Origin of the sequence: Rhodococcus sp. NPDC076796 (assembly GCF_040702765.1) — a bacterium.
GTDB lineage: Bacteria > Actinomycetota > Actinomycetes > Mycobacteriales > Mycobacteriaceae > Rhodococcoides.
In genome coordinates, this window is the sequence record NZ_JBFBMS010000002.1 from 943,788 (window position 1) to 958,785 (window position 14,998).

Below are 14,998 nucleotides of genomic sequence, written 5' to 3' on the forward strand. Positions count from 1 at the left end.
GGCGTCATGCGCGGTCATCGAGTGCTCGTTCCTCGTTCGTGTCGGGGGATTGCTCTCCGGCGATCACCACGTCGTCGACCGTCTCGGACAACGCCTCGTGGACGCCGGGGTCGAGTCCGGCATCGGTGACGAATACGTCGACGCGCGAGAGCGGGATGGTGTTGGCCAGCGCGCGAACACCCCACTTGGTGTGGTCGGCGAGCACGATGACGCGTCGAGACGAGGCGACAAGTGCCTGATTGGTCTGTGCTTCCATGAGATTGGGGCAGGTGAGCCCGGATTCGATGTCCACACCGTGTGTTCCGAGAAACAGCATGTCCAGGTGGATACTCTGCAGGGCGCTGACCGTCAGCGGTCCGACCAGCGCGTAGGACGGTGTGCGCTGTCCGCCGGTGAGCAGCACCGTCTGATCCGACCGGCCACCGGTGTGGAAGACATCGGCGACGGGCAGGGAGTTGGTGACGACGGTGATGTCCGGGACGTCGAGCAGTTCTTGCGCGAGTGCGTGCGTCGTGGTGCCACCGGAGATGCCGATGGATGTCCCGGGCCGCACGAATCGTGCAGCGGCACGGGCGATGGCGGCCTTGGCATCGCGATCGAGTTCGGACTTGGCCGAGAACCCCGGCTCGAACACGCTGGCCGATCGCGGCAGCGTCACGCCGCCGTGCACCCGCTCGACCAGACCGCGGGCGACGAGCTCGTTGACGTCGCGTCGAATGGTCATGTCCGACACCGACAGTGCAGCACCGAGATCTGCGACCTTGACCGCACCCTCGGCCGTCACCTGGTCCAGGATCTTCTGCTGACGCTGGTGGGCGAGCATCAGCGGTTCTCGGCGATCACAGCACTGCCGCCCGCGGCCAGGATGAGTTCGCCGTCGATCTGTGCGCCGCCGACCAGATCGACACCCGAGGCAGGCACGCTGACCTTGTCGGTTCCGTGGTTGAGCACGAAGAGCCAGGACTGCTCCCCTGCCGACCGTCGGACGATTTCCACGTCCGATCCGAGGTCGCGCCGGGTGTCGATTTCGGCTGCAGCGCAAAGCTTGTCGGTCAGTGAGGCCCAGCCTGCCGCGTCGGGAACGGTGGCCGCGTACCAGGCAGCCCCGCTGCCGACGGTGCGCTTGGTCAATGCGGGGACGCCCCGCAGATGGCCACGGGTGTGCCGCGCCAGCACGTCGACGTCCTCCGCCGCGGTGAGATATTCGCTCCAGATTTCGCCGACGGTCTCGTCGTCCAGAGTCAGGGTCTCGCCGTCGGCGAGCGGGAAGAACTCCTCCACTCGGACGCCGAGCAGCTCCCGAAATGCACCCGGGTAGCCGCCGAGTCGCACGTGGTCGTCCTCGTCGGCGATTCCGGAGAATGCGGTGACGAGTACCTGCGCGCCGGCATCGGCCGTGTCGGCTATCCGCGCGGCGGTCTCGTCGCTGCACAGGTACAGAGCAGGCACGACGACGACGTCGTAGCCACTGAGGTCCGTCGACGATGGAACGATGTCGCAGGTCACGCCTGCGGAGGTGAATCCGTGATGGGCGCGTCGGGCAATCTCCATGGGCTGCATGGCCATCGACGGATGGCCCTCCTGCTCGCACGCCCACTGCGATGCCCAGTCGAAGAGCACGGCAACCCGAGCATCGACGGTGCTTCCTGCCACCGGAGCCATGCGCCGCAGAGCCGCGCCGAGCTCGACGACCTCACGCCAGCGGGCGGAGTCCTCGCCTGCGTGCGGTACCAGTGCGGAGTGGAACTTCTCTGCCCCGGCCTTGGATGCGCGGAACTGGAAGTAGGCGATGCCGTCCGCTCCGCGAGCCATGTGCGCCAGCGAGTTTCGCATCATCTCGCCCGGGACCTTGGCGCGGTTGATGTGCTGCCAATTGACGGCGCTGGTGGAATGCTCCATCAACAACCAGGGTCGACGGCCGGCAACGCCACGGGTGAGGTCGGCCGAGAACGAGAGCTTGTGATGCGCTGCGGCGTCGCCTGTTTCGGGGCCGACGAGGTAGTGGTCGGTGGAGACGATGTCCTGCTCGGGGGCCCAGGACGCGTAGTCCATGTTGCCTGCGAGCGCGGGGCCCTGGCCCATGCCCACCATGAAGTTCGTGGTGACCGGGACGTCCGGGGTGATCCGGTTCAGCACGGCCTTCTCGGCGCGGTACTGCTCGAGGAGGGCGTCGGAGCAGAATCGGCGCCAGTCGAGCTGGTGCGTGGGGTTGCCGAACGTGGTGCTCACCGAGGGCGGAACGATCTCGTCCCAGTCGCTGTAGCGCTGGCTCCAGAAGTCCGTGCCCCAGGCCGTATTGAGGGTCTCGAGGTCGATGTACCTGGCGCTGAGCCACTCTCGGAAGGCATGCGCGCTGTCGTCGGAGTAGCACAGTGCGTTGTGACAGCCGAGTTCGTTGGACACGTGCCACATGGCCAGCGCGGGATGCTCGCCGTAGCGCAGCGCCATCTTCTCGACCAGCACGAGTGAATGTTCTCGATACACAGCAGAACTGGGGCTCCACGTCTGTCGACTGCCGATGGCGTAGCGGTAGCCTCGCTCGTCCACCGGGCGCATCTGCGGGTACGCAGTGGCCAACCACGGCGGGGGCGACGCGGTGGCCGTGGCCAGGTCGACGCGAATGCCGCCCTCGTGCATCAGATCCATGACGCGATCGAGCCATTCGAAGTCCCATGTCGACGCGGTCGGCTGCAGGCGCGCCCAGGAGAAGACTCCGACGGTCACGAAGTCGACGCCGGCCTCGTGCATCAGCTCGACGTCGCGTCGCCAGACGTCCTCGGGCCACTGCTCGGGGTTGTAGTCGCCGCCGAAAGAGATTCCCTGGGTCGGCCAGGTGCTGCGTCGTGCTGTGTCCATGCTCACAATATGAACGAGGCATTCTCAGATGTCAACATGAATGAACATTTTCGTACTGATGCAGGTGAACGGGCCTCGAAGAGCTTGACAGACGCCGTAGCGTCGTGTTTCTGTAACCTGCATCACCCCGAACGGTCAGGCGAGCGCCGCGGAACGCACAGCGGAGATGTTCACTTCTGATCGTTATCGATACTTCTCGTCGAAGGACTTCCATGAACCCACACGAGTGGCCGCGCACGTGGCAGCCGTCCCGACGCGACTTCCTGCGGTCAGCGCTCGTCGCCGCGGGTGCGATCACCGCCGGTGGCGCACTGTCGTCGTGCTCGAACAGCGTCGACCCGAATGTCACCACGCTCGGGTCACGCTTGTCCGACCCCAACTCCAAGCTGGGTGTCGAGGACTTCGTCGCGATGTACCGACAGCAGACCGGGCGGCAGCTCGCCGTCAACACCGTCGACTCCACGTCGTTCCAGGAAAACGTCAACAACTACCTCCAGGGCACGCCCGACGATGTCGTCACCTGGATGGGTGGTTACCGGGTGAAGTACTTCGCCGAGAAGGGTCTGGTGGAGGACCTGTCGCCGATCTGGGCGAACCACGGCGGCGGCTTCAACGAGAGCTTCCGCGAGAACTCGACCGGCATGGACGGCAAGCAGTACCTGATCCCGTTCTTCTACTACCCGTGGGCAGTGTTCTACCGGCCGAGCCTGTGGGCCGAGCGTGGGTACGAGCCCCCGGCGACGTACGACCAGTGGGTGGCGTTGAGCAAGCAGATGCAGGCCGACGGCCTCACCCCGATCGGCTTCGGTGCCCGCGACGGATGGCCACCGTTCGGAACGTTCGACTATCTGAATCTGCGGCTCAACGGCGTCGAGTTCCACCGAACCCTGCTCGCAGGCGACGTGAGCTGGACCGACAATCGCGTGCGCTCCGTGTTCGATACCTGGCGGGAACTACTGCCGTTCCACCAGCCACAGCCACTGGGCCGCAAAATCGCCGACGCGCAGATGGCACTGCTGAACAAGAGCGTCGGGTCGCTCGTCGCCGGCATGTTCGTCGCCCAGAGCTTCCCCGCCGGTGCCGAGCGCGACGATCTGGATTTCTTCACCTTCCCTGAACTCGACTCCGCCGTCGGAACATCCACGGTCGAGGCACCGATGGATGGGTTCATGATGCGCACCGACCCGCGCAACCGGCCCGGAGCCGAGGACTTCCTCACCTACATGACCGGCGCCGACCCTGCCGTCGCCTACGCGAAGCAGGATCCGCAGGCCATTCCCGCTCATCGTGATGCCGACCTGTCGAGTTTCCCTGCGCTGGTACGCAAATCGGCGGACCTGGTGCAGAACGCCGAGGAGATCACCCAGTTCTTCGATCGCGATACCCGTCCTGATTTCGCGTCGATCGTCATGATCCCGGCCCTGCAGCAGTTCATCGGTAACCCCGACGATGTCGACGGCCTGGTACGCAGTATCGAACGCCAGAAGTCAGCGGTGTTCGGAACATGATCGTGCGCAGTGTGATTCGACGCCCATCATCCACTCGACATCGAGATCAGGTAATGCCATGACCGCACCCGAACGGGTCAAGTCGCCGAAGGTTCGGCGCAGTGTCCGCGAGAAGTGGACCATCGCTCTCATGCTCGGGCTTCCCGCGCTGATCGTCATCGGCCTCGTCTGGATTCCGACGATCTTCACGGTGATCCTGTCGTTCGCCCGCTGGGACGGCATCGGCGGCACGTCGAGCATCGAGTGGATCGGCACCCAGAACTACGTCGACGCGGTGCAGGCCTACCCGCCGTTCCAACAGGCCCTGCACAACAACGTGCTCTGGCTCGTCTTCCTGTTCCTCGTCCCCACCGTCATCGGTATCCTGCTGGCGATCCTTCTGGACAAGAACCTCAAGGGATCTCGGCTGTACCAGAGCATCTTCTACATTCCCGTGGTGCTGTCGATGGCCCTCATCGGCTTCATCTGGCAGCTCATCTACTCCACCGAGGGCGGCGTCCTCAACAGCCTGCTGGGTACCGACGTCGACTGGCTCGGCGACCCGGACATCAACATCTGGGCCGTGATGGTCGCGGCCGGGTGGCGTCATACCGGCTACATCATGCTGTTGTACTTGGCCGGCCTCAAGGCCATCGATCCGTCCGTTCGCGAAGCCGCGGTGATGGACGGCGCGGGGCCGATCCGCACGTTCTTCAGCGTCATCTTCCCGCTGATGAAGAACACCAATCTGCTCATCGTCGTCATCACCGTCATCGAGGCACTGCGCGCCTTCGACCTGGTCTGGGTGATCAACAGGGGCAGAAACGGATTGGAACTGATATCGGCGTTGGTCACCGCCAACGTCGTCGGTGAAGCAGGCCGCATCGGCTTCGGCTCGGCCCTAGCGACCGTCATGCTTCTCATCTCTCTCGTCTTCATCGCCCTGTACCTCGCCATCGTTCTTCGGAGCAAAGACTGATGACCACTTCACTCACCCGCACAGCGCCTCCCGAGCGCGATCCGCTGACCCGCAACCGCGCCGCCGTCGCCAACCGTCGGCGCGCAGGCACAGCCCAGATCGCGATGTACGTGCTGCTGACCGTCATGGCGCTCGTCTGGATGTTCCCGCTCGTGTGGGCGGTCTACAACTCGTTCCGCGACTACGACTACGTGTTGCTCAACGGATACCTGTCCGTCGGCGGCTATACGTTCAGGAACTACATCGACTCGTGGCAGATCGGCGGTATCCCGCACTACTTCTTCAACTCGCTGATCATCACCGTGCCGTCGGTACTGCTAATCCTGTTCTTCGGCTCGATGGCGGCGTTCATCCTGGCCCGCTTCAGCTGGAAGTTCAACATCTTCATGCTCGCGGTGTTCATCGCCGGCAACCTGCTGCCCCAGCAGACGCTGCTCACGCCACTCTTCCGTCTGTACAACGCAATTCCCGTTCCCTACTGGATGAGTTCGTCGGGATCGCTGTACGACAGCTACTGGGGTCTGATCATCGTGCACGTCGCGTTCCAGACCGGGTTCTGCGTGTTCGTGCTGAGCAATTACATGAAAACCGTGCCGCACGAACTGCTCGAGGCCGCCACCGTCGACGGAGCGAGTCTGTTCCGTCAGTACTGGCAGGTGGTGATGCCACTGTGCCGGCCTGCCTTGGCTGCACTCGCCACGCTGATGGTGACGTGGATCTACAACGACTTCTTCTGGGCGCTGGCCCTGATGGTCAGCGGAGACAAGCTCCCGGTGACGACGGCGCTGCAGAATCTGCAGGGTAGCTTCTTCACCGACACCAATCTGCTCGCCGCGGGCTCGGTGCTGGTGGCTCTACCGACAGTGCTCGTATTCGTTGCGCTGCAACGCCATTTCGTGTCCGGTCTGACGATGGGTGCGAACAAGTGAGTTTTTCCGTCCTTCGCCGTGACGGTGTCATGGTGATCCTCGGCCCGTCGTCCACCGCCGTTCCGGCTGTGCTGCACTGGGGTACCGACCTGGGCGAGCTGTCCGAGAACGACCTCACCGAGCTGCGCAGGGCCGCGATCCCCGCTGTCCCACATTCGAGCGTCGACGTTCCGCGGTGGCTCACTCTCGCACCCGGCGGCGACGACGCCTGGCAGGGAACACCGGCTCTGGCATTGCACCGCTCCGGCACCGTGCAATATCCGCGGTGGGCCGACGTCACCGTTCGTTCCGGTGAATTCCATTGTGCGGTGGAGGCGTCCGACTCCGAGTTGGGAATTGCGTGGTCGATCGAGTTGTCACTCGAGGTCGGCGGTTCGCTCCGTGTGCGTCAGAACGTGCGCAACATCTCCGGCGGCCCGTTGACCGTCGACGGCGTCGTGACACTGATGCCGTTGCCGGACAGTGCAACCGAGTTGCTCGACCTGACGGGACGGCATTGCCGCGAACGTACCCCGCAGCGGCGACGGTTCGATCACGGCTCGACCGTGCGTGCCTCACGACGCGGAAGAACCGGGCACGACGCCACCCTGGTCCTCACTGCCGGGAGCGAGGGCTTCGGCTTCCGCGACGGCGAGGTGTGGGGTGCGCATGTCGCTTGGAGCGGTGATCACCTGCATCTGGCCGAGCGTCTGCCCGAGCGGGCCGGACAGGCCTCGGGGGTTCTGGGTGGCGGCGAGCTGCTCGCGCCCGGCGAGGTGGTACTGCAGAGCGGCGACACCTACACGACCCCGTGGGTGCATTTCGTCTATTCCGCTGCTGGACTGGACGGTTCTGCGCAATCGTTGCACCGGTGGATGCGATCCCGACCCACGCATCCCACCTCGCCACGGCCAGTTGTGTTGAACGTCTGGGAAGGCGTCTACTTCGATCACGATCTCACCCGACTCCGCAGGATCGCCGACGTCGCCGCGCACGTGGGCGTCGAACGATTCGTGCTCGACGACGGCTGGTTCCGGCACCGACGCGACGACCGGGCCGGCCTCGGCGACTGGCAGGTGGACGAGGGCGTCTGGCCCGACGGTCTGGCCCCGCTGTTCGATCACGTTCGCGCCCTCGGTATGAGCCCAGGTCTGTGGTTCGAACCCGAGATGGTCAACCTGGATTCCGATATCGCTCGGGCCCATCCGGATTGGCTGCTCGCGGCACCTGGGCGGATCCCGCTGGAATGGCGTCATCAGCACGTGCTGGATCTGACCCGTCCGGAGGTGTTCCAGTACCTCCTCTCTGCGATCGATACGGTGCTGACGAACGAGCGACCGGATTATGTGAAGTGGGACCACAACCGGGACTTGATGCTGGCGGTCGACTCCGACGGGCGAGCGGCGGTGCATGCCCAGACCTCGGCGTTCTATCGGTTGTTGGACGCGTTGCGTTCCCGGCATCCCCGCATCGAATTCGAGTCCTGCGCATCCGGCGGCGCCCGCATCGACCTCGAGGTTCTCGAACACACCGACCGGGTGTGGGCGTCGGACACCAACGATCCACTCGAACGTCAACGCCTGCAACGATGGACGACGCAGTTGCTGCCGCCGGAGCTGATCGGATCGCATGTCGGTCCGCAGATCGCGCACACGTCCGGTCGATGGTCGACTCTTCAGTTCCGTTGCTTGACATCACTGTTCGGTCATGCCGGACTGGAGATGGACGTCACCGAGCTGGCGGCGGATGATCACGAGTACCTCCGGTCGTGGACTTCGCTGTACAAGGAATTGCGCGAGCTGCTTCACACCGGCGACGTGATACGCGCCGACCATCCCGACCCGAGTGTCTGGGTGCACGGCGTCGTGGCAGCGGACTTCTCGGAGGCCGCGTATGCGGTGGTGCGGATGGACACCTCGCCCGAGGATCGCACCGATCGGGTTCGGCTTCCCGGTCTCGATCCGGCCGTTCGGTATCGGGTCGAATTCGTGCGGGAACTCAGCGATCTGGGCAACGGAATCGCACTGCCGCCGTGGATAGCCGACGGCGGAGTGGTCGAGCTGTCGGGTTCGATGTTGGCTCGGGCGGGCGTGGCACTACCGGTGTTGTTCCCACAGACCGGGGTGTTGCTCAGGGTGCGGGCCCTCTGAACTGTGAATCGGCTCCTCAGTTCTGGATTTCCGACTGCGATCAGAGGATGGAATCCGAATCCGAGGAGCCAATTCGCCGCTTCAGTCCCAATTCACCCGGGACGCCATGTTCAGTAGCTTTGCTCGACGCGTTTCGTTCGTCTCGCCGATTCGGGCGATGCGTCCGTAGACGTGTGCTCGAAAGTCATTGTGATCGTTACGATTCTGAGCAGCTGCTCCCGTGGCGATGCAATTGTGCAGCAGTGCCCTGAGGGTGTCGTACTCCTCTCGGGGCACTGCCGGCCACGAGTTGACGACGAGCCCGGTCAACTGTTGTCGCTGATGAGCGCGCCTGATCCGAGTCTTGTCTGGATGAATCGTGAAGCCCTCGTCGTGGGCGATCTGCGAGACCACCCAGAGGAGGGTGTCGACTTCGAGACCTGCGCCGCCGGAGAACGCGAGATCGTCCGCGTAGCGGCTGTAGCGGGCACCCATCGACCGCGCCAGGCCCGAGGCGCGGATATCCAGTTGTCGCGCCGCGAGATTCGCCAAGGCGGGCGATGTGGGAGCACCCTGCGGCAGATGTGTGGTGCGTAGCCTCGCCGCAGTGGGCCGGTCCATACCGGTCAATTCGGACGCCGGGGTGACCGTCGTGCACAGTGCCGCGAGAGTGGCTGCGACCGTTCGCGGATAGCCCACGGCCTCGAAGATCGCGACCACTCGATCGAAACCGATGGACGGGAAGAAGCGTCGGAGATCCGTCGAGACCACCACGTCGCGTTCGGAATGCGGCATTGCGAATGTCCTGGGACTTCGCGCCTTGCGAAACCCGTGCGCGGCTGGGTGGGCGGGGATTCGATCGAGTATGCGGCGCAGTATCTTTCGTTGAATCTCCCGTAGACGTGGCTTCGGCACCTCGAGCAATCGGATGCCCTGACGCTTGTCGAGCCGTGCAGATCGATAGTGCTGCAGCGGGAACGGTGCGGTGCGTAGCCTGCCCTGCAGATCGGCGAACCATTCGATCTCCGAGATCGTCAAATCCAGCGACCGTGCGAGCTGACCGGTGGTCTCGTACCGCGGTACCTCGAATCGCCAGGGCTTGTCACTGTGACGCGTCGGTCTCTGTGACGACACCGACGGCTCCGGAATGAACGGAAGGTCGCGCAGCAGAACGAAAATCGATGCTTCGTCGAACGGCGGACTCGGATACAGATTGATGACCCGATCCGCCAACCACGACGCCTTGGCCGGGACGAGTGGCTCGAACGCCTCCTCGAGTCCGGACCGCGTCCATTCGGCGTCGGCAGCCAGGCGCGCCAGAGTCGCCGCTGCTCGCGGAGTGAACTCCCGCTCGGTCACGGGCGATTGCCGATCAGGTGCAACGGCGCGGGGCGACCGAAATCTTTCGTCCTCGGAGCGGGCAAGCACGCGGAGCGTGCAGAGCTGCTTCGGACGCAGTGCTCGATTCTCGTGATGTACCCAGGGGTTACCCCTGAGACCGGTCCCGCGGACCAACTCTCGCCCACGCGCCGCTGCATCCCTCCACCATGCCAAAGGGAGGCAGATCTGTCAGCGCGTTGCCCGCAGGACCGTCACGGAAGAATCGATTCGACTGCGCCCATGACGATCGTCGTCAACGACAGCCCGCCGGTTCCGAACGCCGCAGCGACGACGATGCCGATCAGAGCATCCTCACGTGACGGTGTCGGCGGTTCAATCGTCCTGTTCACCATCGTGAACGGAAGCGACCACAACACCTCGACGCCCCCACCGAAAACGCGCGTCAACACCCCGAACTCGTTGTCGCCCCGATCGGATGGTCCGTCCAGCAGCGCACTGTCTTCGAGGTTCTTCGCCCGCAGCGTCAGAGTGCGCCCGCCGTACTGGATACCGACGCGGTAGGACCGTTTGAAGAGCCTCGCGCGGCCGGGGTCGAGAACGATGTCTCGGCCGTCGATGCCGGCCCTCAGGTTCGCGGCGGTGCGCGTTCCGATCGGCACCTTGTCCGAGGTCCGAGGCCCCGTGCGAGAAATCGTGACGGTCATGGGTACACCCTCGCGATACGAACCGCAGATTCTTTCGTCCCGATACGTCAGGTCCGCTTCCCCGTAGATGCCTGTCTCGACCACTGCAGCGGTGAAGTCCGCGGAGTCATCGTCGCAATCCTGCATCTGCGCCACCCTGTCATAGATCCTGATCGTCTGGAATCGGCCCAGGTTCGGGAACCGACAGGGGTCGCGCTGCGTCCAAGGACGTAGACGTTCGTGAGAAATGGGTGAGGCAATGCGCAGGGCACGACGATGGATACCGGCGATGGCGGTGCTGCTGATCGCCGCAGGCTGCTCGAGCACCGCCGATGGTGACGCCGTCGCCGACGCGACATCGAGTGGGGCGGCTGCTACGACGACCTCCGCGCCGACGCCATGGGATCCGTGCACCATCCCCGACGAGGCCATCGAGCGTGCGGGATTGAACGTGGACACCAAGGAATCGGGGGTGTTTGGGCGGGACCAGAACGGATTCAAGATCTGCGGATGGGAAAGCCGGCCGCCGAGTAGCAAATATTACGTGCGTGTTTTCGTCGGTTTCGAGACCTTGGACTTTGTCGACGATCCGAGCTACTTCAATCGACTTCAACCTGTCCGGGTGGGCACACGCGACGCCACGCAGTACCAACAACTTGCGGCCGATGCAGCTCTGAACTGCGGTGTCGCCTTCGTCGCAGGTGCTGAATTGATCAGAGCGACAATCATCACGGGCACACAGGTTGGCAACCCGCCGTACGACCCGTGCACCGAGTTGAACACGGTCGTGGCCGCTCTCGATTCCGAACTTCCCACCTAGACCACCCCGATACGAAAGGCGTCGAACTCGTGGCCGATTCCCAACCGGACCTGCTCACGTACTGGCGGGACCTCAATGCCCAAGCCGACGAAGGCACCGTGGCCATTCCCGCCGACGTCGCTGCCAAGTGCGACGCGGCATGTGTCACTTACCTCGCGCACCTCGAGAAGATGCAGATCGACGCGCTCGCGTTGGCAGAAGCCAAAGACTGGGGCGACTTGAAGTCCGCCCAAGACCTGCGCGATAGATTCCTCCGGAAAGCCACCGGCACCGATCGCTCTCTCGACAAGATTCTTCAGCAGCACATAGACGTCATCGAATCCATGCGGATGCTCTTTCGTCGCTACTTCGACGAGACCGAAGCTACCGACACCCAGACAGCTGCGAACATCACCGCTCTGACACCGCCGAACTGAGGCCGCACAGCACCTTTCGCCGGCACCGCTATCCCGCCCGCACCCGAAGCACCCGTCGGGTCACTGTCACGGTGGCCACCAGCGCAAGAGCCGAACATCCCGCGACCACCCACACCACGGACGGCCAATCGACGTGCAGACCGACCTCGGTTCCCGTCACCTGCGACAGGCCGGCCGCCATGCCGAACAGCGGCGGCGCAGTGACGAGTACGCCCAGCAGGGAACCGATCGCCACGACGATCACGGTCTCCCCGACTGCCATCGACAGCAGCTGGCGGGCAGTGCCTCCGGAGGCTTTCAGAACAGCAGTATCGGGCCCGCGACGATACGCCGACATTGCCAGACTGTTCGCAATCGCAAGCCCGCTGTATCCCACCGTCATTGCCATCAACACCGTCGCAAGCCAACTGGTGAGACGCGCGTCGACCATGTAGTCCTGCAGCGCAAAACTGTAGGCGTCCTCGACCTTTGCACCGGAGGTCAGGTCTGTCGGTGCCTGATCTTCCGGCAGGAACACGATATCGGTCAACGCTGACGGATCATGACTACGCACCAAGTCACGAGGTAGCACGAACGACCCGCGGGCCGGATCGAGTGGAAGCACCTGCGACACCACAACGTTCTCGTAGTTCCCGTCCACGAACTGCACCGACAGCGACGCACCGGCTTCGACACCGAGCAACGTCGCAGTCGGCTCGTCGAGCACCGCCTGTCCCGGGGCGGCATACCGCTCGTCGAGGCTGCCCACTGCGTCGATGACCACAACGTCGTTCGCAGCTCTCGAAACGAACACCCGAGTCGGCAGACCGGCTCGCGTTCCGACCGGGCCGGCACCTGTTTCGGCCACGACCTCATCACTCAGCCCTGCTGTTCCATCGGATGTCACGAGCGCCAGACCACGCAGTTGCTCGGCCTGTTCCGCCGGATATGCCGCGGCCATCGTCTGCACCATTCCGCTCAGTAGCACCGCAAAGCCGACTGCAGCAATTACAGGGGCAGCGGTAGCAGCTGCCCGTCGGGTACTCGTGGTCAGTTCCGCTCTGACGAGCATCATTGCTGCCGAACGGGATCCGCGCTCGAGCGGCCACGTCACGATGCGTGCGATCGGTCCGATCACCACCGGTGCAAGCAGCGATGCAGCAACGATCAACAGCATGGCGGCACCGATGGCGGTGTTGATTCTGCTGTCGGATCCGGTTGTCGCTGTCAACACTGTCGCACCCACTCCGCCGATGAGCGCGACAAGTCCGGCGACCCACCGCGGCCTCGTCATCGGACGTCGTTCCACTGCAGCGGCGAGCAGCGCCTCGATCGGATCAACCCTGGTAGCGGATCGAGCGACTGTCCAGGCACCGACCACCGCAACCAGGACTCCAATCCCGACGGTCAGGAGCAAGGGCCACAACGAGATACGCAGCTCGAAATCCGGTGGTTGGACGTCGAGGTTCAACAGCAGGATCCGAAGCGCCGGAGCTGCAGCAACCCCGAACGCGGCACCGACGAGACCGCCGACGAAGCCGATTGCCGCAGCCTCACCGAGCACCATGCGCCGGACTTGTCCCGGCGACGCACCGACAGACCTGAGCAGGCCGATCTCCCGCCGGCGTCCGGACACGGCGAGAGCGAGTGTCGATCCGACGACGAAGACGGTCGCGAACAAGCCCAATGCGGACATCGCGGTCACCAGCTGAGTGCCGAGGTTTCTTCGGTGTGAAACGAACTCTGGCTCGAGAGCAGCGCGATCGGAGCCGGTAGCAATCCGACCTCGATCGCCCAGTCGCTGCTCGGCCTCCCTCACGATGTCGTCGATGCTCGAATCGGTTGACGCTACGATCCCGATCGCGCGCACTCCGGGATCGAGTTGCGCTGCAACGCTGTCGGAAAAGTAGAACCCCTCGCCGTCCAGTGTTCCGGACACCGTGAAACTCTCGATCCCCGACGCGAGATTGACCGAGACCGGATCTCCAGGAGAAACTCCCACCGAACTCGGGACGACAATCTCGGCGGAATTCGACGGTGCAACACCGGATATCAACCGGTACGGCTTCAATTGCGCACTGGACCAGCCGTGTCCGGCTTCTTGTGCTCCCTCGTCCTCGATCGGCGCACCGTCGATGAACGGCTGGGCATAGAACGATCGGTCGATGATCACAGCTTCCGCTCCTGGTACCGAGTTGAGATCGTCGGCAATCTGCCCAGCTCGGCTTGCGCTCCAAGGAATGAAGTCTGCTTTGCTACCGAACTCGTTCTGTGCCTGTGCCGGCAAGGCCAGCACGGCTGCGCCTTCCAATCGCGGCTGAACTACCGGGCGCGAGGAGTCGTAGACGATGAGTGTGGCGCTGATCAAAGCTGCCCCGAATGTCGTGGCCAACAACGCGGCCAGAAAGCTTCGCCAGTGCGTGCGAACGTTGGCACAAGCGAGCATCACTTCTCCAACCCAGCCATCCGAGCCGCGATCACCGCAGCGTTGTCCGAGCGACTGCGGCCGATCTGCAGCGAGTCGACGATGCGACCGTCCTCGAGGAAGATCACCCTGTCCGCGTACGAGGCGGCGAGCGGGTCGTGGGTGACCATCACCGTGGTCTGGTGTCGATCGTCGACGAGCTTCCGCATCAACGACAGAACCTCTTTCGAGGTACGAGTGTCCAATGCGCCGGTCGGTTCGTCCGCGAAGAGCACATCCGGACGGGTGATCAGAGCGCGCGCCAGGGCGACCCGTTGCTGCTGACCGCCCGACATCTCAGCAGGACGATGCGACGTGCGATCTTCGAGCCCCACTTCTGCCAGTGCTGCCGTCACCTCGTTCGGCGGAACACGATCACCGGCGAATCGGACCGGCAGCTCGACGTTTTGAGCCGCGGTCAGTGAGCCCACGAGATTGAACGCCTGGAAGACGAACCCCACGTGCCGTCGCCGCAGCTCGGTCCGCGCTTTCTCGTCCAAGGCGGCGATGTCGAAGCCTGCGATCGTGACGGTGCCCTCGGTTGGATGATCGAGGCCCGCTGCGCACTGTAGGAGTGTCGACTTGCCGGAACCCGACGGCCCCATGATCGCAGTGAAGCTCCCCCGCTCGAAGTCCATCGACACGCCGTCGAGAGCCGAAACCGCACGATGCCCCTCGCCATGAATCTTCCGAACTCCGACGAGTCGAACCGCAACTTCATTCTGTCGAATCATGTTCTTATCGAATCGGTTTCATCAACGCAGCACAGTGACGCACGCACTACGAAAAATCCGTGGGTCAGCCCTACCAACTGCGGCGTGCGCTGTATCTACGATGGCCGGCCCCGCGATCCACGCCCAGGATCGTCAAGAACACCCCGTCGACGGGCTGTGGATCCCCACGAAGGGCGCGAATCCAGCGCGAGGCGCGTAAGTG

At 63.9% G+C, this 14,998-nt stretch carries 12 protein-coding genes; 6 read left to right on the plus strand and 6 right to left on the minus strand.

Annotated features, from left to right (window positions below):
* Nucleotides 1-4: 4 nt before the first annotated feature.
* Entirely contained in the window at nucleotides 5-823 is an 819-nt protein-coding gene (locus tag AB0366_RS09785; protein WP_366243673.1) for a DeoR/GlpR family DNA-binding transcription regulator, read from the minus strand.
* Nucleotides 823-2,856, minus strand: a complete 2,034-nt coding sequence (locus AB0366_RS09790) for a beta-galactosidase (protein ID WP_366243674.1) — start codon at nucleotides 2,854-2,856, stop codon at nucleotides 823-825. The genes AB0366_RS09785 and AB0366_RS09790 overlap by 1 nt, the downstream gene beginning before the upstream one ends.
* Nucleotides 2,857-3,068: 212 nt before the next feature.
* Here AB0366_RS09790 and AB0366_RS09795 point away from each other — a divergent pair, with 212 nt between their 5' ends.
* From AB0366_RS09795 to AB0366_RS09810, 4 genes are read left to right on the plus strand one after another with little or no spacing between them, the layout of a single operon-like run.
* A complete protein-coding gene (locus AB0366_RS09795) occupies nucleotides 3,069-4,364 on the plus strand; it encodes an ABC transporter substrate-binding protein (RefSeq protein ID WP_366243676.1) in 1,296 nt (431 codons plus the stop codon).
* 58 nt (nucleotides 4,365-4,422) lie between these two features.
* Nucleotides 4,423-5,322: a sugar ABC transporter permease gene (locus tag AB0366_RS09800; RefSeq protein WP_366243677.1), complete on the plus strand. Its 900-nt coding sequence runs from the start codon at nucleotides 4,423-4,425 to the stop codon at nucleotides 5,320-5,322.
* Nucleotides 5,322-6,251: a carbohydrate ABC transporter permease gene (locus tag AB0366_RS09805; protein ID WP_366243678.1), complete on the plus strand. Its 930-nt coding sequence runs from the start codon at nucleotides 5,322-5,324 to the stop codon at nucleotides 6,249-6,251. Before AB0366_RS09800 ends, AB0366_RS09805 begins: the two co-directional genes overlap by 1 nt.
* The gene (locus tag AB0366_RS09810) at nucleotides 6,248-8,380 is read left to right on the plus strand and encodes an alpha-galactosidase (RefSeq protein ID WP_366243679.1); all 2,133 of its coding nucleotides are present in this window, start codon (nucleotides 6,248-6,250) and stop codon (nucleotides 8,378-8,380) included. The genes AB0366_RS09805 and AB0366_RS09810 overlap by 4 nt, the downstream gene beginning before the upstream one ends.
* An 81-nt stretch (nucleotides 8,381-8,461) precedes the next feature.
* Here AB0366_RS09810 and AB0366_RS09815 read toward each other — a convergent pair whose 3' ends face one another.
* Both AB0366_RS09815 and AB0366_RS09820 read right to left on the minus strand, forming a co-directional pair.
* A complete protein-coding gene (locus AB0366_RS09815; RefSeq protein WP_366243680.1) occupies nucleotides 8,462-9,718 on the minus strand; it encodes a reverse transcriptase family protein in 1,257 nt (418 codons plus the stop codon).
* 233 nt (nucleotides 9,719-9,951) lie between these two features.
* Nucleotides 9,952-10,530 carry a hypothetical protein gene (locus tag AB0366_RS09820; protein WP_366243681.1) on the minus strand — a complete coding sequence of 193 codons (579 nt, stop codon included), beginning with the start codon at nucleotides 10,528-10,530 and terminating at the stop codon, nucleotides 9,952-9,954.
* A 112-nt stretch (nucleotides 10,531-10,642) separates the two neighbouring features.
* Between AB0366_RS09820 and AB0366_RS09825 the strand changes: the two genes are divergently transcribed.
* Together AB0366_RS09825 and AB0366_RS09830 are read left to right on the plus strand one after the other, a co-directional pair.
* Nucleotides 10,643-11,203 (plus strand): DUF3558 family protein, encoded by a 561-nt coding sequence (locus tag AB0366_RS09825; RefSeq protein WP_366243682.1) that lies wholly within the window; start codon nucleotides 10,643-10,645, stop codon nucleotides 11,201-11,203.
* A gap of 29 nt (nucleotides 11,204-11,232) precedes the next feature.
* A complete protein-coding gene (locus AB0366_RS09830; RefSeq protein WP_366243683.1) occupies nucleotides 11,233-11,619 on the plus strand; it encodes a hypothetical protein in 387 nt (128 codons plus the stop codon).
* A gap of 28 nt (nucleotides 11,620-11,647) precedes the next feature.
* Here the strand turns inward: AB0366_RS09830 and AB0366_RS09835 are convergent, their stop codons facing one another.
* Nucleotides 11,648-14,044: an ABC transporter permease gene (locus AB0366_RS09835; RefSeq protein ID WP_366243684.1), complete on the minus strand. Its 2,397-nt coding sequence runs from the start codon at nucleotides 14,042-14,044 to the stop codon at nucleotides 11,648-11,650.
* On the minus strand, nucleotides 14,044-14,796 hold the full coding sequence (locus AB0366_RS09840) for an ABC transporter ATP-binding protein (protein WP_366243685.1): 753 nt from the start codon (nucleotides 14,794-14,796) through the stop codon (nucleotides 14,044-14,046). The genes AB0366_RS09835 and AB0366_RS09840 overlap by 1 nt, the downstream gene beginning before the upstream one ends.
* Nucleotides 14,797-14,998: the final 202 nt, after the last annotated feature.